Genomic DNA, 24,024 nt, shown 5'->3' with positions numbered 1-24,024 from the left:
TGGGGCCGGGGACCGAGGAAGGCGGGGTACGCCGAGGGGGTACGCGGGTCGGGGAGCGGAGGCCGAGGAGTAGCGTCCGTGCCATGCATGCGATCACGATTCCCGAACCTGGTGGGCCCGAGGCGCTGGTGTGGGACGAGGTCCCCGATCCCGTGCCCGGTGAGGGCGAGGTACTGGTCGAGGTGGTGGCCGGGGCCGTCAACCGCGCCGACATCCTGCAACGCCAGGGCTTCTACAACCCGCCGCCCGGCGCCTCCCCCTACCCCGGCCTGGAGTGCTCCGGCCGCATCGCCGACCTCGGCCCCGGCGTCTCCGGCTGGGCCGTCGGCGACGAGGTGTGCGCGCTGCTCTCGGGCGGCGGCTACGCCGAGAAGGTCGCCGTACCGGCCGGCCAACTGCTGCCCGTGCCCAAGGGCGTGAGCCTCACGCGGGCCGCCGCTCTGCCCGAGGTGGTCTGCACGGTCTGGTCGAACGTCTTCATGGTCTCCCACCTCCGGCCCGGCGAGACCCTGCTCGTGCACGGCGGCTCCAGCGGCATCGGCACCATGGCCATCCAGCTCGCCAAGGCCGTCGGCGCCAAGGTCGCCGTCACGGCGGGCAGCAAGGAAAAACTGGACCGGTGTGCCGAGCTGGGCGCCGACATCCTGGTCAACTACCGGGAACAGGACTTCGTCGCCGAGGTCAAGAAGGCCACCGACGGGGCCGGCGCCGACGTCATCCTCGACAACATGGGCGCCAAGTACCTCGACCGCAATGTTCAGACCCTCGCCGTCAACGGCCGCCTCGCCATCATCGGCATGCAGGGCGGCATCAAGGGTGAGCTCAACATCGGCGCGCTCCTGGCCAAGCGCGGCGCCATCAGCGCGACTTCGCTGCGCGCCCGCCCGGTCGCCGAGAAGGCGGCGATCGTGGCGGCCGTACGCGAGCACGTGTGGCCGCTGCTCGACGCCGGCCACGTACGTCCGGTCGTCGACCGCGAACTCCCCATGAGCGACGCGGCCGAGGCACACCGGGTGCTGGAGGAGAGCGGGCATGTGGGGAAGGTGCTGCTTGTGGCGCCGTAGGGGGGCGTGAGCGGCTGCTCGGGCGGCTCGGGCGCGCTCGGTGCGGTGGTGGTGGCGGGGGACTGACGGTGCGGCAGCAGTTCGTGCCGGTACGTGGTCGGACGCATCCCGGGGCGGGGCGGCGAGGGGGCGCCCACCGCCTGGGTCGGCTGCGAGCATCCGTTGGGTGTTGGTGGTGGGGGTGAGTGTGTGGGGGGTCTGGGGCGAGGGTCTTTGGGTCGGCGGTAGTGAAGGCTGCGGCGTGTGTAGGGGCGTCGCGGGGCTGGGCGACGGGGCCGGCGTCTGCGCCCGGGAAGGAGCGCCGCCGGTCGGGGCGACGGAGCGCCTCGCCCGGGTCGGCCCGAGCACCGTTTCCCGCGGTCGGCCTGCCTCGGACGGCACCCGCCCCCGTTAGCCGCGCCGCAGCCGGAGGCCTACGAAGGCGAGGCCCAGACCGAGCCCGATGAGCACCAGCCCGCTGCCGAGGGGCAGGATCTGCATCACGGGCTCGGCGGTGCCCTCGGCATGTGCGACAGGCTGCCGTACCCCCTGTGTCGGCGGCGCGGAGGCGTCCCGGGCGGGGTCATCGGCGGCACCCGCGCTCTCGCGCGCACTCCCGCCGTCGTCCTCGTCCTCCGCCTCCGGCGACGTCGCTGCGTCGGCGTCCTCGTCGTCGCCCTCGTCACCGACGCCGCCGTCCGGCTTCTCCCGCGCCGCTTCCTCGTCCTCCAGCGGCCCCTTCTCCCGCCCCGGCCGCTGCCGCCCCTCACCAGCCCGGCTCCCGGCCCGGGACGGCCCGTCGGAGGGCGCGGGAGGGGAGGTGACGGGCCCGTGAGCGGGCGAGGCGGACGACGCCCTGGACTCGCCAGAATTCCTGGAGTCTCCGGAACCCTTGGACTCTCCGGGTCCCCTGGACGCCTCTGACTCTCCGGACCCCCTGGTCTCTCCGGGTCCCCTGGACGCCTTTGACTTTCCGGACTCCCGGGGCCCTCTGGATTCCCCTGGCTCGTTGGACTCCCGGGGCTGCGTGGATTCCGTGGACTTTCCAGGCGTGGCCGAGGGGGCCGAGGTTGCCGCGGATTCATCCGCTGGGCTGGAGGAGGGCCGGGATTCGGCTGTGGAACCGGAGGACTCTTCGGAGGAACGATCCGAGGAATCCCCGGAGGAGGGGACGGACGTAGGACCGGAGGAGTACGCGGAGGAAGGGCCCGAGGACCCACCGGTGGAACGGTCGGACAAATCCCTGGGGGAATCCCCGAAGACATCCGTAGGGGACCCCGTGGGCGCGGAGGGGGCCCAGGACGCCTCTGTGGAGCCGGAGGCGGCCCCGACCGCACCTGTACCACCCGGCCCGGTATGGCCGTACGACACCCCGGCCCCCAGCGGCCCCACGACCGCCCCCACCACCAGCGCGACCAGCACGCTCCCCGCACGCATGGCGACCAGAGCCCGGAGCGCCGGCTGCGCCTGCATCGCCGATCGATTCCGTACCGCCGACTGAGCCCGTACCGCCGATCGATCCCTTACCGCCGACCGATCCCCTACCGCCGACCGATCCTCCACCGCTGACTGATCCCGGACCACCGTCTGATCCCGGACCACCGACCGATCCCGCCCCGCCAACCGCCCCCGCACCACAGACCGCCCCCAACCCGCCCGCAGCACCGACGCCATTCCCACCCCCACCCCGCACCCCAGCGAGCCAAAGGCAAGCCGCCCGAGCCCCCCGCCCGGTCCGCCCGGTCCGCCCGGTCCGCCCGCGCTCACGGCCCCCGGCACGAACCCGCCCGCAGCCGTCGACCTCCGTCGGCGCAAGGCGCGCGGGCCGCCGGAGGCAGCTCGCGGCCGTACCCGTCGCTTTCTCACCACGGCCAGCCATGGAGTCATGGGAACAAGCCTCACAGCACCTACCGCACCCGGCATTCCGGACTCCGCCACCCGACCGAATCGGGCGCACAATCCGGGTATGTCGATACGACACGGGCTGCTGGCGCTCCTGGAACCCGGCGCCCGCTACGGCTCGCGGCTGCGCACCGAATTCCAGGCGCGTACGGGCGGAACCTGGCCGCTGAACATCGGCCAGGTCTATACGACCCTCGGCCGACTGGAGCGGGACGGCCTGGTCGCCCAGGACGGCGTGGACGAGGCGGGGCGGGTGCTGTACGCGCTGACGGAGGCGGGCCGCGCCGAACTGCGGGCCTGGTTCACCCGCCCCGTGCAGCGGGCCGGCCCGCCCCGCGACGAGCTGGCGATCAAGCTGGTGATGGCGCTCGGGGCGCCCGGCGTCGACGTACGTGAAGTCGTGGGGGCCCAGCGCAGACATGTGACCGAGGCCCTGCACGGCTACGTACGGCAGCGGGCCGAGGCACTGGCGCGGGCGCACGAGCACCCCGACGAGATGGCCCGGCTGCTGGTCCTGGACCAGCTCGTCTTCCACACCGAGGCCGAGAGCCGCTGGCTCGACATCTGCGAGGCGCGTCTCCTGCGGCTCACCTAGGCACTCCAGACCGTGCAGACCCCCAGACCAGGCAGGCCGAAGGCCCCGTAGACGCAAGGAGTGACGAAAAGTCCCGCACCGTAAACGGTGGATCTCTCCCCAGCGGGGGCACCACGATGATGAGCTATACGGGTGCGAGAGAATGGCGGCATGGAGATGCCGAGGAACGAAAGGCCGTCCGAGAGCCCCCAGATCCTGGTCGTGGGCCAGGACGGGATGGCGCTCACCGGCGGCAACGGAGACGAGGACTCCCGCGAGATCCCGGTGACGGAGCAGGTCGAGCAGCCGGCGAAGGTCATGCGCATCGGCAGCATGATCAAGCAGCTGCTCGAAGAGGTGCGCGTGGCTCCGCTGGACGAGGCGAGCCGGGTCCGGCTGAAGGAGATCCACGCCAGTTCGGTGAAGGAACTGGAGGACGGCCTGGCCCCGGAGCTGGTCGAGGAGCTGGAGCGGCTCTCTCTGCCGTTCACGGACGAAGCGACCCCGAGTGACGCGGAACTGCGCATCGCGCAGGCCCAGTTGGTCGGCTGGCTGGAGGGCCTCTTCCACGGCATCCAGACCACGCTCTTCGCCCAGCAGATGGCGGCCCGCGCCCAGTTGGAGCAGATGCGTCGCGCGCTCCCGCCGGGCGTCGGCGGCCACGAGGACGGCGAACAGCGCCAGGGCGGCCGATCGGGCGGGCCGTACCTGTAACAACCACCCCCAGACAGGAGAAGGGCCCGGCAGCCGATGCTGCCGGGCCCTTTCACTCACGATGGCCGGCTCACGACGTGAGCACACGCCGCCGACACACGCGACGCCACCGTCACCTCACGGACGTCATGACGTCCGCGGATAGCCCGTCGAGACCTCGATCGTGAACACCGGCGGGTTGTCCGGGTCGAAGTCCTTGTAGGACTTGGGCGTCTGCGCCATGACGGTGTTGTGGCCGAAGAGGTTCTCGTTCACGTCGACCGTCTTGTAGTCCCAACCCGCGGCGTCGAGGCACTTCTTGACCGACGGCCAGGACTTGAACAGGAAGCTCGGTGCCCGCACGTTGCCGCTGCTGTCGTAGGTCTTCAGCGGGTCGGTGCACGCGGTCGTCTCGACCGTGTTCGTGGCGTCACCTTCCCGGTAGTCCGACAGCGATCCCGCCGTGCTCGACCCCGAGGCCGTCGCGGTCGGGGTGCTGTAGGTGTAGTCGCTCGTCGGAAGGCTGTACGGATCGTCGTCGTCCGAACCGCCGTCGTTCAGCGTCGTCGCCAGGATCAGGCTGACCACCGCCACGACGGACACGACGATCGACACGATGATCGTCGACCGGTTGTTCCGGCCGGCGCCCGGAGCGGGCCGCTGCTGGGGCGAGATGTTGTACGGCGGCGGAATCGGGGTGCCCGGCGGAGGGATCGGCGCGCCAGGGGGCGGGACCGGTCCGCCGGGCGGCGGGGTCGACAGGCCCGGCTGCGGGGAGTACGCCGCCGGCGGGGGCGTCTGGGGGCCGGGCTGCTGCGGGTAGCCGTACGACGGAGAAGGCATCGACGGCGGCGGGGTGCTGTACGGGTTCGGCGGCGGGGTCTGCTGGTACGGCGTCTGGACGGGGCCACCCGGCGGGGGCGTCTGGACGACCGGCGGGAACACCGCGGCGCCGACGCCCTGACCGCTCTGCGTCTGCGCGCCCGGCACGATGCTCGGCGGGGTGGCCTGGCAGGACGCGGCCACGCGCAGGCTCTCCTCGCGCATGGCCTCGGCGCTCGGGAAGCGTTCGTTCGGGTTCTTCTTCAGCGCGCGGGCGACCAGCGCGTCCACGGCCGGCGGCAGGGCGCGGTTGATCGAGGACGGAGCCACCGGCTCCTCCTGCACATGCGCGTACGCGATCGCCAGCGGCGAGTCCGCGTCGAACGGCAGCCGCCCGGTGACCAGTTGGAACAGCATGATGCCGACCGAGTACAGGTCGGAGCGGGCGTCCACGGCCCGGCCCAGCGCCTGCTCCGGCGAGAGGTACTGCGGGGTGCCGACCACCATGCCGGTCTGCGTCATCGACGTCACACCGGACTGCATGGCGCGCGCGATGCCGAAGTCCATCACCTTGACGACGCCGCGCTTGTTCACCATGACGTTGCCCGGCTTGATGTCCCGGTGGACCAGCCCCATCTCGTGGCTGATCTCCAGCGCCGCGAGCACATCCGCGATGATCTTCAGCGCCTTGTCGGCGGGCACCGCGCCGAACTGCCGTATGTCCTCGTCGAAGACCGAGCTGAGCGGCCGGCCCTCGATGTACTCCATGACGATGTACGGCGTCGTCATGCCGTCGACGGTGTCCTCGCCGGTGTCGAAGACCGAGACGATGTTGGTGTGCGTGAGCTTCGCCACTGCCTGGGCCTCGCGGCGGAAGCGCTCGCGGAACGCCTGCTCGCGGCCGAGCTCGGTGTGCAGCGTCTTGACCGCCACCTGCCGGTCGAGCACGGTGTCGTATGCGAGGTGCACGGAGGCCATGCCGCCCTGGCCGAGCAGGTCGCGCAGCTGATAGCGGCCGCCGGCCAGCGCCCGCCCCGCGTAGTCGCCCTGTGCGCCGTCCTGGCTCATGTTCTGCTTCCCCCGTAGCCTCTTGGGCGCCTGCGATTGGCGTGGATCGGGTGATCCGAGTGATCCAAAGTGCTATTCCCGGCCAAGTCTGCCCCAAGGCACTGACAGGTCAAGCGAGGTGCCCGTTCCGTGACCGTACGCGAAAGAAGAACCGCGCAAGCGTTACAGGGGCAGTACGGCCGGTACACAGAATTTGCACGAGGGGGCGGAGTACCGGTTTGATGGCCGGTCCGTCTCCTTCCGGTTTGGGGCGACCGTCTCGGACCGACGGCTTGCGCGGAGGCTGTAGCGTGGCCGACGGAGACCGTAACAACACCGCGCGCACCGCGGGCAGAAACGACGGCGAGGACTGATGGCACAGCAGCAGCGCGCTCAGGGCCCGTCCGACCCCGAGGCGGCTGGCGGCGGTATGTCAGATGCGCCGGAGATGTGGGGTAACGGCGGACTTGTCGGGGACGGCCGTTACAGGCTGACCCGCAGACTCGGCCGGGGCGGCATGGCAGAGGTGTTCGCCGCCGAGGACGTACGTCTGGGCCGCACCGTGGCGGTCAAGCTGCTGCGCTCCGATCTCGCCGAGGACCCGGTCTCCAAGGCCCGCTTCACGCGCGAGGCCCAGTCGGTGGCCGGCCTCAACCACCACGCGATCGTCGCCGTGTACGACTCCGGCGAGGACTTCGTGAACGGCCATGCCGTGCCGTACATCGTGATGGAGATCGTCGAGGGACGGACGATCCGGGACCTGCTGATCAACGCCGAGGCACCCGGCCCCGAGCAGGCCCTGATCATCGTCTCCGGCGTCCTGGAGGCGCTCGCCTACTCGCACCAGCACGGCATCGTGCACCGCGACATCAAGCCGGCCAACGTCATCATCACGCACAACGGCGCCGTGAAGGTGATGGACTTCGGCATCGCCCGCGCCCTGCACGGCGCGCAGTCGACGATGACGCAGACCGGCATGGTCATGGGCACCCCGCAGTACCTGTCGCCCGAGCAGGCGCTCGGCAAGGCGGTCGACCACCGCTCCGACCTGTACGCGACGGGCTGCCTCCTCTACGAACTCCTCGCGCTGCGCCCGCCGTTCACCGGCGAGACCCCGCTGTCGGTGGTCTACCAGCACGTCCAGGACATCCCGACCCCGCCGTCCGAGGTCTCCGACGCCACGCCGCCGGAGCTCGACGGCCTGGTCATGCGCTCGCTCGCCAAGGAGCCGGACGACCGGTTCCAGACGGCCGAGGAGATGCGCGGTCTCGTCCAGTACGGCCTGCAGATGCTGTACGACCAGGGCGGCCACACCGGCACCTGGAACACCGGCCCGGTGGCGATGCACGAGGGCCGGCACACCCCGTCGGCGGGCTTCGCGAACACGACCGTCATGGGGCACCCCCACGACTCCGGCTCCGGTACGACGCAGATCCCGCAGCCGATCCTGCCCTCCGGCTACGGCGGCGGGGACGACGGCGGCTTCGAGGGGCACGGCAACAAGGGCAGCGGCCGCGGCAAGCTGTGGATCCTGGCCGTCCTCGCGGTGATCGCCATCGCGGCGGGTGTCGCGCTGGCGCTGAACAACGGCGGCGGTGGCGGCGGGGGCAGCGACACCACGCCGACGCCGACGACCTCGCAGACCACCGACGAGAACAAGGACAGCGAGACGCCGAGCGACGAGCCGACCGAGGAGCCGACCGACACGGTCACGGACGACGGCACCGGCACGGGCACCGACCCGACCTACGAGCCGACCGAGGATCCCACGTACTCCCCGACCGAGGACCCCACGTTCGAGCCGACGGAGGATCCGACCACGGCGGAGCCGACGGAGGAGCCCACGGAGGAGCCCACGGAGGAGCCGACCGAGGATCCGACGCAGGAGCCGACCGAGGAGCCCACGCTGCCGACCGGCGGCGCCGGAGGCGGTGTCTGACCGGCCCCTGGGCACGGTTCAACGAGAAATACGTCCCACGCGCGCGTGCGGCCCGGAATCGGGCTCCACGCGCGCGTGTCGTTTTCGCGTGTCGTTTTTCGGGCCGTACACGCGCGTGGCCGGATCCTTCTGTGGGCATACCCTGACTTATCCGCCTCTGCGTATGAGATCAGCGTCACACGACTTCAGTGACCTCACCCTCGACGACTCTTCCCGTGACCTGGGTCACCGATATAACGTGCCGTTGTTCCGGCCCCCTGCAAGGCTGTGACCAGGACTTGTTCCCGACTTTCGCGATTTACTTGGAAATCCAAGCAAAATCGCAGGTCAGGAGGGGTTTCACAGAAATGTGGAGCACTGGGTAACGTGCCTGTTGCAGGGCGCTCGCCGGGGCACCTGTCACGCCTGTCCCCACCGAGCCGCACCCCACCCCGTGCGTCCGAGGGCCGCAGGTGAGCCGCACTGGCACCCGGCGAACCCGGGTAGCCGGACCGACGGAGGAGCACACGTGACCGTGGAGAGCACTGCCGCGCGGAAACCGCGACGCAGCGCCGGTACCAAGAGCACGGCCGGCAAGAGCACGACCGCAAGGAAACCGGCGAGCAAGGACCCCGAGCTCGTCCAGCTGCTGACGCCTGAGGGCAAGCGCGTCAAGAACGCCGAGTACGACAAGTACGTCGCCGGCATCACCCCCGAAGAGCTCCGCGGCCTCTACCGCGACATGGTGCTCACCCGCCGCTTCGACGCCGAGGCCACCTCCCTGCAGCGCCAGGGCGAGCTGGGCCTGTGGGCGTCGCTGCTCGGCCAGGAGGCCGCCCAGATCGGCTCCGGCCGGGCCACCCGCGAGGACGACTACGTCTTCCCGACCTACCGCGAGCACGGCGTGGCCTGGTGCCGCGGGGTCGACCCGACCAACCTGCTCGGCATGTTCCGCGGCGTGAACAACGGCGGCTGGGACCCGAACAGCAACAACTTCCAGCTCTACACGATCGTCATCGGCTCCCAGACGCTGCACGCCACGGGCTACGCGATGGGCATCGCCAAGGACGGCGCCGACAGCGCGGTGATCGCGTACTTCGGTGACGGCGCCTCCAGCCAGGGCGACGTCGCGGAATCGTTCACCTTCTCCGCGGTCTACAACGCCCCCGTGGTGTTCTTCTGCCAGAACAACCAGTGGGCGATCTCCGAGCCGACCGAGAAGCAGACCCGGGTGCCGCTCTACCAGCGCGCACAGGGCTTCGGCTTCCCCGGCGTCCGCGTCGACGGCAATGACGTCCTGGCCTGCCTGGCCGTGACGAAGTGGGCACTGGAGCGTGCCCGCACCGGTGAGGGACCGACGCTGGTCGAGGCGTACACGTACCGCATGGGCGCCCACACCACCTCCGACGACCCCACCCGGTACCGGGGTGACGAGGAGCGCCTGGCCTGGGAGGCGAAGGACCCGATCCTGCGCCTTCGCCGCTATCTCGAGGCTTCAAACCACACGGACGACGGATTCTTCGCGGAACTGGAGACCGAGAGCGAGGCGTTGGGCAAACGAGTGCGCGAGGCGGTCCGTGCCATGCCGGACCCGGACCACTTCGCCATCTTCGAGAACGCGTACGCGGACGGGCATGCGCTCGTCGACGAGGAACGCGCCCAGTTCGCCGCCTACCAGGCGTCGTTCGCGGACGTAGAGGGGGCCTGACATGGCAGCGGAGACAGTCAAGAACGTGGCTCTGGCCAAGGCGATCAACGAGTCGCTGCGGCGCGCCCTGGAATCCGACCCCAAGGTCCTCATCATGGGCGAGGACGTCGGCAAGCTCGGCGGCGTCTTCCGTGTGACGGACGGCCTGCAGAAGGACTTCGGCGAGAGCCGGGTCATCGACACCCCGCTGGCCGAGTCGGGCATCGTGGGCACGGCGATCGGCCTCGCCCTGCGCGGCTACCGCCCGGTGGTGGAGATCCAGTTCGACGGCTTCGTCTTCCCGGCGTACGACCAGATCGTCACGCAGCTGGCGAAGATGCACGCGCGCTCGCTGGGCAAGGTCAAGCTGCCGGTCGTCGTCCGCATCCCCTACGGCGGCGGCATCGGCGCGGTGGAGCACCACTCCGAGTCGCCGGAGGCGCTCTTCGCGCACGTGGCGGGTCTGAAGATCGTGTCGCCGTCCAACGCGTCGGACGCCTACTGGATGATGCAGCAGGCCATCCAGAGCGACGACCCGGTGATCTTCTTCGAGCCCAAGCGGCGCTACTGGGACAAGGGCGAGGTCAACACCGAGGCGATCCCGGGCCCGCTGCACAAGGCGAAGGTCGTCCGTGAGGGCACGGATCTCACCCTGGCCGCGTACGGCCCGATGGTGAAGCTCTGCCAGGAGGTCGCCGCCGCGGCCGCCGAGGAGGGCCGGAACCTGGAGGTCCTGGACCTGCGCTCGGTCTCCCCTCTGGACTTCGACTCGATCCAGGCGTCGGTGGAGAAGACCCGCCGCCTGGTGGTGGTCCACGAGGCCCCGGTGTTCTTCGGCTCCGGCGCGGAGATCGCCGCCCGGATCACGGAGCGCTGCTTCTACCACCTGGAGGCCCCGGTGCTGCGGGTGGGCGGCTATCACGCCCCGTATCCGCCGGCGCGCCTGGAGGAGGAGTACCTGCCGGGTCTGGACCGGGTGCTCGACGCCGTCGACCGTGCCCTGGCGTACTGAGGAGAGGGTCGTGACGACGATGACTGAAGCGACCGTGCGTGAGTTCAAGATGCCCGACGTGGGCGAGGGACTCACCGAGGCCGAGATCCTCAAGTGGTACGTCCAGCCGGGTGACACGGTCACCGACGGCCAGGTGGTGTGCGAGGTCGAGACGGCCAAGGCGGCCGTCGAGCTGCCCATCCCGTACGACGGGGTGGTCCGCGAGCTGCACTTTCCCGAGGGCACGACGGTGGACGTCGGTACGGCGATCATCGCGGTGGATCTCGGAGGCGGGTCGGCGGCTGCCGCTCCGGCGCCGGCCGCGGAGCCGCAGGCCGTGAAGGAAGCCGTGAAGGAAGCCGTGAAGGAGGAGCCCAAGGCTGCGGGCTCGGGCCGCCAGCCGGTGCTGGTCGGCTACGGCGTGGCCGCGTCCTCGACGAAGCGCCGCCCGCGCAAGGGGGCCGAGGTCCCGCACCAGGAGCCCGTGGCGGCGGCGCAGGCCCTGCAGTCCGAGCTGAACGGTCATGGTTCCGCCCCGGCGGTGCAGTCGGCCCGCCCGCTGGCGAAGCCGCCGGTGCGCAAGCTGGCCAAGGACCTGGGGGTCGACCTGGCCACGGTGACGCCCACCGGCCCCGACGGCATCATCACGCGCGAGGACGTGCACGCGGCGGTGGCCCCGCCGGCCCCGGCCGACGAGCCGGTGCCGCAGGCAGCCCCGGTCGCCGCTCCTGCCGCCGCCCCGGCGCCGCTGGTCACCTACGACACGGCGCGCGAGACCCGTATCCCGGTCAAGGGCGTCCGTAAGGCGACCGCCGCGGCGATGGTCGGCTCGGCGTTCACGGCCCCGCATGTCACGGAGTTCGTGACGGTGGACGTGACGCGCACGATGAAGCTGGTCGAGGAGCTCAAGGAGGACAAGGAGTTCGCGGGCCTGCGCGTGAACCCCCTGCTGCTGATCTCCAAGGCCCTGCTGGTCGCGATCAAGCGCAACCCGGAGGTCAACGCGTCCTGGGACGAGGCGGCCCAGGAGATCGTGCAGAAGCACTACGTCAACCTGGGCATCGCCGCGGCGACCCCGCGCGGCCTGATCGTCCCGAACATCAAGGACGCCCACACCAGGACGCTCCCGCAGCTGGCCGAGGCGCTCGGCGAGTTGGTGTCGACGGCACGGGAGGGCAGGACCACCCCCGCCGCGATGCAGGGCGGCACGGTCACCATCACCAACGTCGGCGTCTTCGGCGTCGACACCGGCACCCCGATCCTCAACCCCGGCGAGTCCGCGATCCTCGCGGTCGGCGCGATCAAGCTCCAGCCGTGGGTCCACAAGGGCAAGGTGAAGCCCCGGCAGGTCACGACCCTGGCGCTCAGCTTCGACCACCGGCTGGTGGACGGCGAACTGGGCTCCAAGGTGCTGGCCGACGTGGCGGCGATCCTGGAGCAGCCGAAGCGGCTGATCACCTGGGCGTGAGGCAGGGGCCGTAGCGGCACAGGCGGTAGCGAAAGGGGCGGCCACTTGCGAGTGGCCGCCCCTTCCGTGTGACCGCGTGCGTCAGCTGATCCTGGCGTAGCCGTAGTTGATGAGCTTCTTCACGTCCGCCGTGCGGTCGGTTGCCGAGGGGGCGGTCATGACGGTGCCCATCACCGACTCCCCGTTGAGGGTGGCGGCGAAGACGAGGCAGTACTTGGCCTCGGTGCCGGAGCCGGTCTTGATGCCCAGCGTGCCATTCCAGCCGAGCAGGGTGTTGGTGTTGGTCCAGGCCGCCATCGTGCGGGTGGAGCCGGAGCTCGTGATCGTCTTCGCCGTGTACGACTTGGTCTTCACGACGGTCTTGAACGTGGTGCTCTTCATCGCGCTCCGGGCGAGCTTCGTCAGGTCGCGCGGCGTCGAGTAGTTGGAGCCGTTGCTTATGCCGTCGAACGAATCGAAGTGCGTGTTCGTCATGCCAAGGTTCTTGGCCATGGTGTTCATCTTGCCGATGAACGACTTAACGCGCGCGTTCACGGTCGTGCCGGTGCCGAACTTGTCAGCGAGGGCCATCGCGGCGTCGCAGCCGGACGGCAGCATCATCCCGTACAGCAGCTGACGGACGGTGACCTTGTCACCGACGATCAGGTGGGCCGACGAAGGGTAGCCCTTGGCGACCATGTAGTCGCTGACCGCCTTCTTGATCGTGACCTTGGTGTCCAGGTTCAGGTTCGACTGCGAGAGCACGACCTTCGCGGTCATGATCTTCGTGGTGGAGGCGGTGAGCCTCTTCGTGTCGGCGGACTTGGCGAACAGGGTCGTGCCGGTGGCGCTGTTCATCAGGAACCCGCCCTTGGCGGTGATGGTGGGCGCCGTCACGGCCTGTGCGGGTGCCGCGGTGAGGGCTCCGGTGGCGAGCATCGCGCCGGTCGTCACGGCGACGGCTGCGGCTCTGCGGACACGGAGGCCCTTGGTGGCGGTTATCAACTGAAATACCCCGATTACGTCGAATGCCCCTGAGTGCGGCCAAGTTGGAGGGGAAGACAGGCGGGCCGCACGTGTGTGACACGTAAGTAGCACAGATGGTTGTGCGTCCGATGAGGCGGGTTGTCCTCAGTGGGCGCTTGATAGCCGATTGACAGGTGGGACGGGCGGGCGCGCGTCCGCATGATGGACCGAAACCCCGATGCGTACGTGTTGTATCTATGCTGTGTGCATGCCTACCGCTCCGCCCGCACCCCTGAAGCAGCCCCCCGCCGCCGACCGCGTCTACAACCACGTCAAGCAGGGCGTACTGGAGCGCCGTTACGAGGGCGGGACGCTGCTCACCGAAGGCGAGCTCGCCGAGGCCGTCGGGGTCTCGCGCACGCCGGTGCGCGAAGCGCTGCTGCGGCTGGAGGTCGAGGGGCTGATCAAGCTCTACCCGAAGAAGGGCGCGCTGGTCCTGCCGGTCTCCGCGCAGGAGATCAAGGACGTCGTGGAGACGCGGATCCTCGTCGAGGAGCACGCGGCGCGCAAGGCCGTCCCCGCACCGCCCGGCCTCATCGCCCGGCTCGAGGAACTGCTCGCCCAGCAGAAGGCGCAGGCCGCCACCGGTGACCTCGCCGGAGCCGCCGTCACCGACCGGTGCTTCCACGCCGAGATCGTCCGCAGCGGCGGCAACGAGATCCTCTCGCGGCTCTACGACCAACTGCGCGACCGGCAACTGCGCATGGGCGTGGCCGTCCTGCACTCCCACCCCGACCGGATCGCCAAGACCCTCGTCGAGCACGAGGAGATCCTTCAGGCGCTGCGCTCCGGGGACGCCGAGGCGGCCGTCGGGCTGGTCCACCGGCACATCGACTGGTTCTCGCACCTCGCGCGAGGTGAGGAGCGTTGAAGCCCGCCGCACTCCCCGGCGACCCTCCGGGCGGCCGCCGCGCCGTCGCCGTCTGGGGCATAGGCGTCTCGGTCTACTTCGTCGCGGTCATCTTCCGTACGTCCCTGGGGGTCGCCGGCCTCGACGCGGCCGACCGTTTCGACGTGAACGCCTCGGCGTTGTCGACGTTCTCGATCCTCCAGCTGCTCGTGTACGCGGGCATGCAGATACCCGTCGGTCTGCTGGTCGACCGGCTCGGCACCAAGAAGGTGCTGACCCTGGGCGTGGTGCTGTTCACGGCGGGCCAGCTGGGCTTCGCCTTCTCACCGACGTACGGCACGGCCCTCGCCTCGCGCGCGCTGCTCGGCTGCGGCGACGCGATGACGTTCATCAGCGTGCTGCGGCTCGGCACCCGCTGGTTCCCGGCCCGGCGCGGTCCGCTGATCGCGCAGCTCGCGGGGCTGGCCGGCATGGCGGGCAACCTCGTCTCCACGCTGGTGCTGGCGCGGCTGCTGCACGGGGTGGGCTGGACGGCGGCGTTCGCGGGCAGCGCGGGGGCCGGTGTCGTCGTACTCGTGCTGATGCTGCTGTTCCTCAAGGACCACCCCGAGGGGCACGAGCCGGAGCCGCTGCCGCACCTGGGCGCGGCCTACGTACGACGCCAGATCGCCGCGTCCTGGCGGGAGCCGGGCACAAGGCTGGGGCTCTGGGTGCACTTCACGACGCAGTTCCCGGCGATGGTGTTCCTGCTGCTGTGGGGGCTGCCGTTCCTGGTGGAGGCGCAGGGGCTGTCCCGGGCGACGGCCGGTGAACTGCTCACCCTCGTCGTTCTGTCCAACATGGCGGTGGGTCTGGTCTACGGCCAGGTCGTCGCCCGGCACCACGAGGCGCGGCTGCCGCTGGCGCTCGGGACCGTCGGGGCGACGGCGGTGCTGTGGGCGACGACACTGGCCTGGCCCGGTGAGACGGCGCCGATGTGGCTGCTGATCGTGCTGTGCACGGTGCTCGGGGCGTGCGGGCCGGCCTCGATGATCGGGTTCGACTTCGCGCGGCCGGCGAATCCGCCGGAGCGGCAGGGGACGGCGTCCGGGATCACCAACATGGGCGGTTTCGTCGCCTCGATGACGACGTTGTTCGCGATCGGCGTGCTGCTGGACGCGACCGGCGGCGACTACGCCGTCGCCTTCTCGGTGGTGTTCGTTCTGCAGGCGCTGGGGGTCGGTCAGATTCTGCGGCTGCGGAAGCGGGCGGCGCGCAGGGAGCGGGAACGGCTGGTTGCCAGCCGGGTGGAGACGGTGCACGTTCCCGCGTGAGCCGGTGTGTGGTTCGTGCGGTTCACCGGGTCGGGACGAGTGTGAGGAACGCGAGTCCCAGTACCCCGCGGTAGCTCATCCACTGGGCGCGATGGCGGTCGAGGCGCTCGCGTGTCTCGGCCGCGAGCGGGTGGTCGGGGTGCTGGGCCAGCCATGTCTCGGTGTCCGCCTGGTACGCCGACTCGAACTCCTCCCACTCGTCGAGGTTCGCCGTCTCGGTCCACTCCGGGCGGAAGCCGGCGGCGACCGCGAGGTCGAGCAGGGCGGCGAGGTCGAAGTGGTCCGTGGCGGCGGCTCCCGGCCACATTCCGGAGAGTTCGGCGGGGGTCGGGGTGCGCTGCCAGAAGCCTTCGCCGAGCAGGACACGGCCGTTGTCGGTGACCAGGCGGCGTAGTTCGCGGAGGGCCTCGGTGGTGTGGTCCGGGGGGCGGGCCGTGCTCAGGGCCTGGCTCGCTCCGACGCACAGGACCAGGTCGGCGGGGCCGCGGGAGGTGCCGATGGCGGACTCCTCGACGAATTCGGCCCTTTGCGTCAGCCCTCTGGCCTCGGCGTTGCGGCGGCCGCGGGCGAGGTCCTGGGGGCTGATGTCGATGCCGACGCCTTTTGCTTCGGGGGCGGCGGACAGGATGCGGAGCATCAACTCGCCCCAGCCGGAGCCGATGTCGAGGACGGTGGTGGGGTTCGTGCGGGTGAGGCGGTGGACGAGGGCGTTCGCCCGTGTCTCGGACAGCGGGCTGTGGAAGGTGAGGCGGGTCAGGCGTGGGGGGTGGCCGGTGGTGGTGTCCGTGTCGGTGTCGGTCATGGCGGGACGTTAGCCATGGGCTGGGGGTGGGGGACAGACGTTTTCTCGCCCCCGCCGCCCCTACCCGTCCCGTCCCTGGGGGCTGCCGCCCCCAGACCCCCGCTTCGGCCCTTAAGGGGCCTCGTCCTCAAACGCCGGACGGGCTGGAATGCCGGGACCGGCGTCGAAACGCCCGGCGGCTGAGATATGCCGTCCGGTGCTGTATTGACCGTCAGCGCCCATGCGGCGCCTACGGCGTCACCGTGAAGTTGCGCAGGATCGCTGTCGTCAGGCCCGGGTCGCCCTCCGCCTTGACCCGGTCCGCGACCGCTTCCGGTGTGACGCGGCCGCAGGCGAGGCGGACGTAGGTCTCCCAGTCGAGGGTGAGGGTGGCGGCGGGGCCGAGGGCGGGGGCCGTTTCCAGGGTGCCGCGGCCCTGGATGTCGACGCGGATCGTGCGGAGGAACTCGATCGGGCCGTGCACGTCGAGGACGATGGCCGAGCTGCGCGGGGCGTCGGCCTTGGTGGCGACGATCTCGGGCAGCTTGGAGAGCAGGACGTCGCGGGCCACGTGCGCGCCGGGGGAGTCGAGGTTGCCGGGGCGGCCGAGGGCGGCGCGCAGGTCCTGTTCGTGCACCCAGACGTCGAAGGCGTGGCCCCGCATCGACTCCTCGAGGGTGAGTTCGGCGCCGAGCGGGCCGCGCACCTTCGTGCCGGGGTCGCGGGACTCGTTCCGCAGCTGGCGGTTGCGGCGGATGACCGTGTACTCCAGCTCGGACGTCATCTCCGGCGCCGTGTGGTGGCGGCGGACGTCGACCTGCATCTCCGTGTAGCGCTGCTGGTCGTTGGTGACGTGGAACAGGTCGCGCGGGAGCGTGTGGATCGGGCGCGGGTCGCCGAGCATCTCGCAGTCGAGGCCGATGACATGGGAGACCACGTCCCGCACCGACCAGCCGGGGCACGGCGTCCGCCGGTTCCACTCGCCTTCCACAAGGGGCGTCACCAGCTCGGATATCGCTTCGATCGAGTGGGTCCAGGCGTCGGCGTAGGGCTGGAGGGTGGGATGCAGACTCACGGAACGGGACCCCTCGGCGGTTGGTACGTCAATACGCGGGCAGGTGGTGGCGGCGTTGCCAGTGGGAGGTGGCAGCTGTCGGCGGGTGTCTTGGAACGCTAAGTTACGCTGCTGTGAGGCACCCCGGCAGTGCTTTCGTGTGACGATCGTAGGCCTGTGTGGAAGCCCGTGTGGACCGCTCGAATGCCAGGACGGTGGTAGTGTGCGCGCCTCTCTGCTCCAGATCGACGTAAATGAGGGCGAATCGATTGATTCGCGTCGGCTGAGAGTTGCCTCGCTCGTGCGCGAACAGGCCGGGGCGGCCGAGCTTGTTGTCCTGCCCGAGCTGTGGACCACGGGGGCGTTCGCCTACGAGGGGTTCGCCAGTGAGGCCGAGCCGCTCGAAGGGCCCACGCACGAGGCGATGGCGAAGGCCGCGAGCGACGCGGGCGTGTGGCTGCACGCCGGCTCGATCCCCGAACGCGACCCTGACGGGCCGCTCTACAACACCTCTCTCGTCTTCTCCCCCTCCGGTGATCTGGTCGCCGCGTACCGCAAGATCCATCGGTTCGGCTTCGACAAGGGCGAGGCCGTGCTGATGGGCGCGGGCGAGGAGCTGGTGACGGTCCGGCTGCCCGAGACAACCCTTGGCGTGGCCACCTGTTACGACCTCCGTTTCCCCGAACTCTTCCGCGGCCTCGTCGACGCCGGCGCCGAGACCCTGGTCGTTCCGGCGGGCTGGCCGGAGCGCCGCCGGGCGCACTGGACGCTGCTGGCTCAGGCGCGGGCAGTGGAGAACCAGGCGTTCGTGCTCGCCTGTGGAACGGCCGGTACGCACGCGGGAGTTCCGCAGGCCGGTCACTCGATCGTGGTCGATCCGTGGGGCGAGGTGCTGGCGGAGGCCGGTGCGGGGGAGCAGGTCCTCACGGTGGAGTTCGACCCGGCGAAGGTGGCGACGACCAGGGAGCAGTTCCCGGCGCTGAAGGACCGGATGCTGGGGCTGCCGGCCCCGCGTCGCTGAGGAGGGCTCCCCCTCAGTCCTCCCCGCGCTCCTTCTCCGCGAGGTGGATCACACACACCGCCACCGCGATCAGCAGCGCCGGATCCGCGTCGTCCCGTACGACGTCCACGCCGTACGTCTCCCGGACGTGCAGCCACCGGCGGGAGACGACGGCCAGGAGTTCGCCGTCGTACTCGACGGCGAACTCCCGGTCGAGGATCTTGCCGCTGACGTCGAGTTCCGTGCTGCCGTCCGCCAGGGACACCCGGTAGTGGTTGCGCAGCAGGGACAGCCGTTTGCGGCGGATCTTCGCCAGCGGTGCGCCGTCCCGCTCGATCACCATCGTGTCGCGCAGGGCGAGCATCTTCTGGTGGATGTCGATGACGACGCGCCCCTGGGTGTCCTTCAGCTCGAAGGTGTCCCGCAGCCGCATCGCCTTGCCGTCGACGAGGAACACCTTGTTGCCCCGGTCGTCCTCGATCCAGTAGTCGTCACCGAAGCCGAGGAGCCGGTCGCGTACGAGGAATCTCATGACACGAGGGGTTCCCCGCCGCGCGATCCGAAACGCCGTCTGTAGGCCGACGGGCCGATCCCGGTTGGGCCGGGCGCGATCTCAGGTGCCGTAACCGTCGCTGTACCCGTCCCGCCTGTGATGGTGACCCTCGTCGTCGACGACCGGCGTCGCGGGTGGCACGACCACGCGCCGGCGCCTGGCGATGCTGCTGAACGTGGTGGTGCCGATGAGCCCCACGATCATCAGGATGACCCCGACCAGGTCGAGATTGACCCCCTCCATCTCCCAGTCGGTCGCGAAGGTGAGGATGGCTCCCGCGGCGATGAGGATGATGCACCCGCCGAGGCCCATGAGTTGTCGCCTCCCTGTCCGGTCCGGTGGTTTCCGGTGGTTCCGGTCGGTGGCGGGTACCCGGTCCCCTCGGAACTACCCCTCCAGGAACGCCACCAGCGAGTTGGCCAGCAGCCACGGGTCGTCCGTGCCGCACAACTCCCGCGCGCTGTGCATGGACAGGATCGCCACGCCGATGTCGACGGTCTTGATGCCGTGCCGGGCCGCGGTGATCGGGCCGATGGTGGTGCCGCAGGGCATGGCGTTGTTGGAGACGAAGGACTGGAAGGGGACGTCCGCCCGCTCGCAGGCGGCCGCCCACACCGCGCGGCCCGAACCGTCGGTCGCGTAGCGGTTGTTGACGTTGACCTTGAGGATCGGCCCGCCGTTGACGCGCGGGTGGTGCGTCGGGTCGTGGCGCTCCGCGTAGTTGGGGTGGACCGCGTGGCCCGTGTCGGAGGAGAGACAGACGGTGCCCGCGAAGGCACGTGCCTTGTCCTCGTACGATCCTCCGCGCGCGAACACCGAACGCTCCAGGACGCCGCCCAGTAGCGGCCCGTCGGCACCGGTGTCGCTCTGCGAGCCGTTCTCCTCGTGGTCGAAGGCGGCCAGCACCGGGATGGAGGGCAGGGCAGCCCCCGAGGCCGCCGCCGCGGTCAGCGCGGCCACGCCCGAGTGCACCGAGAGCAGGTTGTCCATGCGCGGCCCCGCGACCAGCTCCTTGTCCCGGCCCAGGTAGGCCGGCGGCTCCACGGAGTGGACCATCAGGTCCCAGCCGGTGACCTCGCCCGCGGCGAGCCCTGCCGTCTCCTCCAGGAAGGCGATGAGGTCGCCGTCGCGCACGTCGTTGCCGAGTCCCCAGATGGGCTGCAGGTGCCGCTGCTTGTCGAGCTTGAGCCCCTCCGCCGACACCGAGCGGTCCAGGTGGATGGCGAGCTGGGGGACGCGCAGCAGCGGGCGGTCCACGTTCACCAGCCGCGACGAGCCGTCCCGCAGCGTCAGCCGGCCCGCCAGGCCCAGGTCGCGGTCGAGCCAGGAGTTGAGCAGCGGTCCGCCGTAGATCTCCACGGCGACCTGCCGCCAGCCGTGCGCCCCGCTGTCGGGCAGCGGCTTGACGCGCAGGTTGGGGGAGTCCGTGTGCGCGCCCACGATCCGGAACGGCGTGTGGGGCGCCGCACCCTCGGGGACGTACCAGGCCACGATCGCGCCACCGCGCAGCACGTACTTGCCGCCGCTCGCCCCGTCCCAGGCGTCCGTCTCGGCGACCTGCCTGAATCCGGCCTTCTCCAGCCGCTCGGCGGTGTTCGCCACGGCGTGGTACGGCGACGGGCTCGCCGCCAGGAAGGACATGAGGTCGTCGGTGTGGCCGCGGTCGAAGCGGGGGGGTGCGCTCATGGGGTTCACCTTAACGACGTACGAGGGCCCGCTCCCGGTGAAGGGGAGCGGGCCCTCGTAAGGGCGATGTGGATTGTCCGTGAGTGACTGGAACAGGTGGCTTGAACCGAGCGGTAGGGCCGCGCGGTCGGGCCGACCGGTAGGACCGACCGGTAGGACCGCGAGCGGTCAGAAGGCCGCTTCGTCCAGCTCCATCAGGTCCAGGTCGACACCCTCGGCGAGCTTGCGCGCGCCGGTGACGCCCGGCAGGACGTTGGCCGCGAAGAACTTCGCCGCCGCGATCTTGCCGGTGTAGAAGGCCTTGTCCTTGGCGGAAGCCGTCTCCAGCTTCTCGGCCGCGACCGCGGCGCCCTTGAGGAGCAGGTAGCCGACGACGACGTCACCGGAGGCCAGCAGCAGGCGGGTGGTGTTGAGGCCCACCTTGTAGATGTTCTTGACGTCCTGCTCGGTGGCCGCGAGGTCGGTCAGCATCAGACCGACGATCGCCTCCAGCTCGACGGCTGCCTTCGCGAGGTGCTCGCGGGCGCCGGCCAGCTCCTCGCCGCCCTCACCGAGCGCCAGGAACTTCTTGATGTCCTCGGCGAGCGAGTTCAGCGCGGCACCCTGGTTGCGGACGATCTTCCGGAAGAAGTAGTCCTGGCCCTGGATCGCCGTGGTGCCCTCGTACAGGGTGTCGATCTTGGCGTCCCGGATGTACTGCTCGATCGGGTACTCCTGCAGGAAGCCGGAGCCGCCGAAGGTCTGCAGCGACTGGGCGAGCTGCTCGTAGCCCTTCTCGGAGCCGTAGCCCTTGACGATCGGCAGGAGCAGGTCGTTCAGCGCGTGCTCGGCCTTGGCGTCCTCGCCCGCGGCCTCCTTGACGGCGATCGCGTCCTGGATGGAGGCGGTGTACAGCACCAGGGAGCGCATGCCCTCCGCGTACGCCTTCTGCGTCATCAGCGAGCGGCGCACGTCGGGGTGGTGCGTGATGGTGACCTTGGGCGCGGCCTTGTCCATGAAGTTCGCCAGGTCCTGGCCCTGGACGCGCTCCTTGGCGTACTCCAGCGCGTTCAGGTAGCCCGTCGACAGCGTGGAGATCGCCTTCGTGCCGACCATCATGCGGGCGAACTCGATGATGCGGAACATCTGGCGGATGCCGTCGTGCTTGTCGCCGATCAGCCAGCCCTTGGCGGGGTGCTGGTCGCCGAAGGTCATCTCGCAGGTGTTGGAGGCCTTCAGGCCCATCTTGTGCTCGACGTTCGTGGCGTAGACGCCGTTGCGCTCGCCCAGCTCGCCGGTCTCGAAGTCGAAGAGGTACTTCGGGACGAGGAAGAGGGACAGGCCCTTGGTGCCGGGGCCGGCACCCTCGGGACGCGCGAGCACGTAGTGAAGGATGTTCTCCTCCATGTCGTGCTCACCGGAGGTGATGAAGCGCTTCACGCCCTCGATGTGCCAGGAGCCGTCCTCCTGCTGGATCGCCTTGGTGCGACCGGCGCCCACGTCCGAACCGGCGTCCGGCTCGGTCAGCACCATCGTCGAGCCCCAGGTCTTCTCGACCGCGATCTGGGCGATCTTCTTCTGGACGTCGTTGCCCTCGTCGAAGAGGATGCCGGCGAACGCCGGGCCGGAGGAGTACATCCACACGGCCGGGTTCGAGCCGAGGATCAGCTCCGCGTACGACCAGATCAGGGACGGGGGAGCCGTCGTGCCGCCGATCCCCTCGGGGAGACCGAGCCGCCAGTACTCGGAGTCCATGAAGGCCTTGTAGCTCTTCTTGAAGGACGCCGGGACCGGCGCGGTGTTGGTCTCCGGGTCGAAGACCGGCGGGTTGCGGTCGGCGTCCGCGAAGGACTCGGCCAGCTCGTTCTCCGCGAGCCGGGTGAGCTCCTCGAGGATGCTCTTCGCGGTCTCGACGTCCATCTCCTCGAAGGGACCCGTGCCGTACAGCTTGTCGCGGCCGAGTACTTCGAAGAGGTTGAACTCGATGTCGCGGAGATTCGACTTGTAGTGCCCCATGGTGACGACTCCGTTAAAGGGATCGGCGAGGCACTTGGATCCTCGCGCTAGTTCACGTACCAACAAGTAGCTACGATGATGCTACCCGCGAGTAATAAGACGCAACCCCGATCCGGTCATCTGTGACAGGTCACACCGGAACCGTCAGTGTGGCGGTGTATCCCTCCTCGACGCTCCCCTCCAGGGCCGCCAGCTGCTGGTCGTAGCCGTCGCTGAAGATGTTGTCCGTATCCAGGGAGAGCTGAGCGAGGTTCGTCACGCTCTGGCTGTAGCCGTCCGTGGCGTACACCGTGTCGCAGACGTCCTTCGGGAAGGCGAGCTGCGAGGTGTTCGTGATGGAGGTGGCGGCGGTGGCGTCGTCCAGGCTGCCGTAGACCTCGAAGTGGATGTGTGGCCAGCGGCCCGTGTAGCAGGCCGGGAAGATGCTCTTGAAGGTGACCTGTCCCTGGTCGTCGGTCTCCTGGACGCCGCGCAGGTAGTTCTCGTCGGTGGCGCCCTCGGAGTACAGGGAGTACCTGCCCTCCCGGTCGCAGTGCCAGAGGTAGACGGCCGCGCCCTTATTCGGCGTCCCGCAGCCGGAGGCGGCGTCCACGACCGTCAGCGTGACGGTGAGGGGCACGCCCTCGGCGGTACCGCCCGCGGAGTCGCCGAAGCTCTTGGTGATGTCGCTGCGGACGACGCCGCTCTCCTTCAGCACGTTCACGCCGTTCGAGCCGTCGCCCGGGTAGGGCCCGGCGGTCTCGTTCGGGATGGTCGCGCACTCGGCGGACGAGGAGGAGCCGCCGGAGGAGCCGCTGGAGGAAGCGGCCGAGGACGAGGCGGACGCCGAGGTGCCCTCGTCCGCGCTGCAGCCCACCAGCGGGACCAGGCTCGCCCCTGCCATCAGCCGGATCATGCGGCGGCGGGCGAGGACGGGAAGGTCGTAGGAGAGGCCTCTGTCGTGCTCGTGGTCCTCGTCGTCGTGGTGTCGGTGCATGGTGTCCCCTTGCCGGTGCGGTGCCGCTTTCGGGCACTTCTCGCGATACGGCAGACGCTAGGAGCGGCGGCTGTGCGAAACCAGCGCATGGGCTGTCGACGTGCTGTCAAGTCGCTGTCGGTTTGCCAGGACACCCGTACCCGCCCGCTCTCCCCGCCGCTCTCGGTACGCTTGCGCCCATGTACGGCTACGACCAGAACGTCGGCGCACAGCAGCAGTACGCCCCGCCGCAGCAGCCCATGGCCGGCGGTGTCGGCGGTTACGGCCAGCAGCCGCCGCTCTACCCCGAGCCGTCCCCGCCCTCGCTCGCGGACGCGGTGCGCGCCTTCACCACCGGGCAGATGTCCGCCGAGGACTTCCAGCAGGTCTTCGCGACGTCGAAGGTCTACTGCCCGCGCGGCGACAACCCGGGTTTCCTCGCCCTGCACAACACCCAGCAGCCGGTGATCCCGATGTTCACCTCGCTGAAGGAGCTGCGGCGGTACGCGGGCAAGGAGTCCAAGTACTTCGTCATCACCGGCGCCGAGGTGATCGACCTGCTGCCGACCGGGTACGGCTTCGTCCTGGACATGGAGGGCGAGCACCGCATGGTCTTCGACGCGAAGGCCGTGGAGCAGATGGTCGAGTTCGCGATGCGGCGGATGTACGGGTAGTGCTTCGCGGGGT

At 70.0% G+C, this 24,024-nt stretch carries 20 protein-coding genes; 11 read left to right on the top strand and 9 right to left on the bottom strand.

Annotated features, from left to right (window positions below):
- The first annotated feature begins 83 nt into the window (after positions 1-83).
- The 3 genes from ABD932_RS22480 (at position 84) to ABD932_RS22470 (ending at position 4,233) form a co-directional block, all read left to right on the top strand.
- The gene (locus ABD932_RS22480) at positions 84-1,064 is read left to right on the top strand and encodes an NAD(P)H-quinone oxidoreductase (protein ID WP_345015325.1); all 981 of its coding nucleotides are present in this window, start codon (positions 84-86) and stop codon (positions 1,062-1,064) included.
- 1,945 nt (positions 1,065-3,009) lie between these two features.
- On the top strand, positions 3,010-3,540 hold the full coding sequence (locus tag ABD932_RS22475) for a PadR family transcriptional regulator (protein WP_345015324.1): 531 nt from the start codon (positions 3,010-3,012) through the stop codon (positions 3,538-3,540).
- 150 nt (positions 3,541-3,690) lie between these two features.
- Complete coding sequence (locus tag ABD932_RS22470) at positions 3,691-4,233, top strand: bacterial proteasome activator family protein (protein ID WP_250083524.1); 543 nt, start codon at positions 3,691-3,693, stop codon at positions 4,231-4,233.
- A gap of 126 nt (positions 4,234-4,359) precedes the next feature.
- Here ABD932_RS22470 and ABD932_RS22465 read toward each other — a convergent pair whose 3' ends face one another.
- Positions 4,360-6,102: a protein kinase domain-containing protein gene (locus ABD932_RS22465; RefSeq protein ID WP_345015323.1), complete on the bottom strand. Its 1,743-nt coding sequence runs from the start codon at positions 6,100-6,102 to the stop codon at positions 4,360-4,362.
- Positions 6,103-6,454: 352 nt separating this feature from the next.
- Here ABD932_RS22465 and ABD932_RS22460 point away from each other — a divergent pair, with 352 nt between their 5' ends.
- From ABD932_RS22460 to ABD932_RS22445, 4 genes are all read left to right on the top strand, one after another.
- Entirely contained in the window at positions 6,455-8,020 is a 1,566-nt protein-coding gene (locus ABD932_RS22460) for a protein kinase domain-containing protein (RefSeq protein ID WP_345015322.1), read from the top strand.
- Between the two features lie 508 nt (positions 8,021-8,528).
- Entirely contained in the window at positions 8,529-9,707 is a 1,179-nt protein-coding gene (gene pdhA / locus ABD932_RS22455) for a pyruvate dehydrogenase (acetyl-transferring) E1 component subunit alpha (RefSeq protein ID WP_345015321.1), read from the top strand.
- Between the two features lies 1 nt (position 9,708).
- A complete protein-coding gene (locus ABD932_RS22450) occupies positions 9,709-10,698 on the top strand; it encodes an alpha-ketoacid dehydrogenase subunit beta (RefSeq protein WP_345015320.1) in 990 nt (329 codons plus the stop codon).
- 10 nt (positions 10,699-10,708) lie between these two features.
- Positions 10,709-12,145: a dihydrolipoamide acetyltransferase family protein gene (locus ABD932_RS22445; protein WP_345015319.1), complete on the top strand. Its 1,437-nt coding sequence runs from the start codon at positions 10,709-10,711 to the stop codon at positions 12,143-12,145.
- A gap of 81 nt (positions 12,146-12,226) precedes the next feature.
- On the opposite strand, the gene ABD932_RS22440 is transcribed toward ABD932_RS22445, so the two are convergent.
- Positions 12,227-13,129 carry a D-alanyl-D-alanine carboxypeptidase family protein gene (locus ABD932_RS22440; RefSeq protein ID WP_345015318.1) on the bottom strand — a complete coding sequence of 301 codons (903 nt, stop codon included), beginning with the start codon at positions 13,127-13,129 and terminating at the stop codon, positions 12,227-12,229.
- 229 nt (positions 13,130-13,358) lie between these two features.
- On the opposite strand from ABD932_RS22440, the gene ABD932_RS22435 reads away from it, so the two are divergent.
- On the top strand, positions 13,359-14,021 hold the full coding sequence (locus tag ABD932_RS22435) for a GntR family transcriptional regulator (protein ID WP_345015317.1): 663 nt from the start codon (positions 13,359-13,361) through the stop codon (positions 14,019-14,021).
- Complete coding sequence (locus tag ABD932_RS22430; protein ID WP_345015316.1) at positions 14,018-15,313, top strand: MFS transporter; 1,296 nt, start codon at positions 14,018-14,020, stop codon at positions 15,311-15,313. The genes ABD932_RS22435 and ABD932_RS22430 overlap by 4 nt, the downstream gene beginning before the upstream one ends.
- A 22-nt stretch (positions 15,314-15,335) precedes the next feature.
- Here the strand turns inward: ABD932_RS22430 and ABD932_RS22425 are convergent, their stop codons facing one another.
- Both ABD932_RS22425 and ABD932_RS22420 read right to left on the bottom strand, forming a co-directional pair.
- A complete protein-coding gene (locus ABD932_RS22425; protein WP_345015314.1) occupies positions 15,336-16,115 on the bottom strand; it encodes an SAM-dependent methyltransferase in 780 nt (259 codons plus the stop codon).
- A 229-nt stretch (positions 16,116-16,344) separates the two neighbouring features.
- Positions 16,345-17,169 carry a maleylpyruvate isomerase family mycothiol-dependent enzyme gene (locus ABD932_RS22420; RefSeq protein WP_345015313.1) on the bottom strand — a complete coding sequence of 275 codons (825 nt, stop codon included), beginning with the start codon at positions 17,167-17,169 and terminating at the stop codon, positions 16,345-16,347.
- A gap of 202 nt (positions 17,170-17,371) precedes the next feature.
- Between ABD932_RS22420 and ABD932_RS22415 the strand changes: the two genes are divergently transcribed.
- The gene (locus ABD932_RS22415; protein WP_345015312.1) at positions 17,372-18,169 is read left to right on the top strand and encodes a carbon-nitrogen family hydrolase; all 798 of its coding nucleotides are present in this window, start codon (positions 17,372-17,374) and stop codon (positions 18,167-18,169) included.
- A gap of 13 nt (positions 18,170-18,182) precedes the next feature.
- Here ABD932_RS22415 and ABD932_RS22410 read toward each other — a convergent pair whose 3' ends face one another.
- The 5 genes from ABD932_RS22410 to ABD932_RS22390 form a co-directional block, all read right to left on the bottom strand.
- Positions 18,183-18,680, bottom strand: a complete 498-nt coding sequence (locus tag ABD932_RS22410) for an LURP-one-related/scramblase family protein (RefSeq protein ID WP_345015311.1) — start codon at positions 18,678-18,680, stop codon at positions 18,183-18,185.
- 81 nt (positions 18,681-18,761) lie between these two features.
- A complete protein-coding gene (locus tag ABD932_RS22405; RefSeq protein WP_250083500.1) occupies positions 18,762-19,013 on the bottom strand; it encodes a DUF6458 family protein in 252 nt (83 codons plus the stop codon).
- A 75-nt stretch (positions 19,014-19,088) separates the two neighbouring features.
- Complete coding sequence (locus ABD932_RS22400) at positions 19,089-20,387, bottom strand: M18 family aminopeptidase (protein ID WP_345015310.1); 1,299 nt, start codon at positions 20,385-20,387, stop codon at positions 19,089-19,091.
- A gap of 168 nt (positions 20,388-20,555) precedes the next feature.
- Positions 20,556-22,382 carry an acyl-CoA dehydrogenase gene (locus ABD932_RS22395; protein WP_345015309.1) on the bottom strand — a complete coding sequence of 609 codons (1,827 nt, stop codon included), beginning with the start codon at positions 22,380-22,382 and terminating at the stop codon, positions 20,556-20,558.
- A 130-nt stretch (positions 22,383-22,512) separates the two neighbouring features.
- The gene (locus ABD932_RS22390) at positions 22,513-23,358 is read right to left on the bottom strand and encodes an intradiol ring-cleavage dioxygenase (RefSeq protein WP_345015308.1); all 846 of its coding nucleotides are present in this window, start codon (positions 23,356-23,358) and stop codon (positions 22,513-22,515) included.
- Positions 23,359-23,537: 179 nt separating this feature from the next.
- Here ABD932_RS22390 and ABD932_RS22385 point away from each other — a divergent pair, with 179 nt between their 5' ends.
- The gene (locus tag ABD932_RS22385) at positions 23,538-24,011 is read left to right on the top strand and encodes an SseB family protein (protein ID WP_217206467.1); all 474 of its coding nucleotides are present in this window, start codon (positions 23,538-23,540) and stop codon (positions 24,009-24,011) included.
- The last annotated feature ends 13 nt before the right edge of the window (positions 24,012-24,024 follow it).

It is taken from the genome of Streptomyces shaanxiensis, from assembly GCF_039537145.1.
In the GTDB taxonomy this organism is placed as follows: Bacteria; Actinomycetota; Actinomycetes; order Streptomycetales; family Streptomycetaceae; genus Streptomyces; species Streptomyces shaanxiensis.
Note: the sequence above shows the minus strand (reverse complement) of the source record. Positions and strands in the feature narration are given on the sequence as shown.

Excerpts from the sequence above, each read along its gene's own strand:
- ABD932_RS22480 (WP_345015325.1), top strand. The coding sequence starts at position 84 with ATGCATGCGATCACGATTCCCGAACCTGGTGGGCCCGAGGCGCTGGTG.
- ABD932_RS22475 (WP_345015324.1), top strand. The coding sequence starts at position 3,010 with ATGTCGATACGACACGGGCTGCTGGCGCTCCTGGAACCCGGCGCCCGC.
- ABD932_RS22470 (WP_250083524.1), top strand. The coding sequence starts at position 3,691 with ATGGAGATGCCGAGGAACGAAAGGCCGTCCGAGAGCCCCCAGATCCTG.
- ABD932_RS22465 (WP_345015323.1), bottom strand. The coding sequence starts at position 6,102 with ATGAGCCAGGACGGCGCACAGGGCGACTACGCGGGGCGGGCGCTGGCC.
- ABD932_RS22460 (WP_345015322.1), top strand. The coding sequence starts at position 6,455 with ATGGCACAGCAGCAGCGCGCTCAGGGCCCGTCCGACCCCGAGGCGGCT.
- ABD932_RS22450 (WP_345015320.1), top strand. The coding sequence starts at position 9,709 with ATGGCAGCGGAGACAGTCAAGAACGTGGCTCTGGCCAAGGCGATCAAC.
- ABD932_RS22435 (WP_345015317.1), top strand. The coding sequence starts at position 13,359 with ATGCCTACCGCTCCGCCCGCACCCCTGAAGCAGCCCCCCGCCGCCGAC.
- ABD932_RS22425 (WP_345015314.1), bottom strand. The coding sequence starts at position 16,115 with ATGACCGACACCGACACGGACACCACCACCGGCCACCCCCCACGCCTG.
- ABD932_RS22410 (WP_345015311.1), bottom strand. The coding sequence starts at position 18,680 with ATGAGATTCCTCGTACGCGACCGGCTCCTCGGCTTCGGTGACGACTAC.
- ABD932_RS22405 (WP_250083500.1), bottom strand. The coding sequence starts at position 19,013 with ATGGGCCTCGGCGGGTGCATCATCCTCATCGCCGCGGGAGCCATCCTC.
- ABD932_RS22400 (WP_345015310.1), bottom strand. The coding sequence starts at position 20,387 with ATGAGCGCACCCCCCCGCTTCGACCGCGGCCACACCGACGACCTCATG.
- ABD932_RS22395 (WP_345015309.1), bottom strand. The coding sequence starts at position 22,382 with ATGGGGCACTACAAGTCGAATCTCCGCGACATCGAGTTCAACCTCTTC.
- ABD932_RS22390 (WP_345015308.1), bottom strand. The coding sequence starts at position 23,358 with ATGCACCGACACCACGACGACGAGGACCACGAGCACGACAGAGGCCTC.
- ABD932_RS22385 (WP_217206467.1), top strand. The coding sequence starts at position 23,538 with ATGTACGGCTACGACCAGAACGTCGGCGCACAGCAGCAGTACGCCCCG.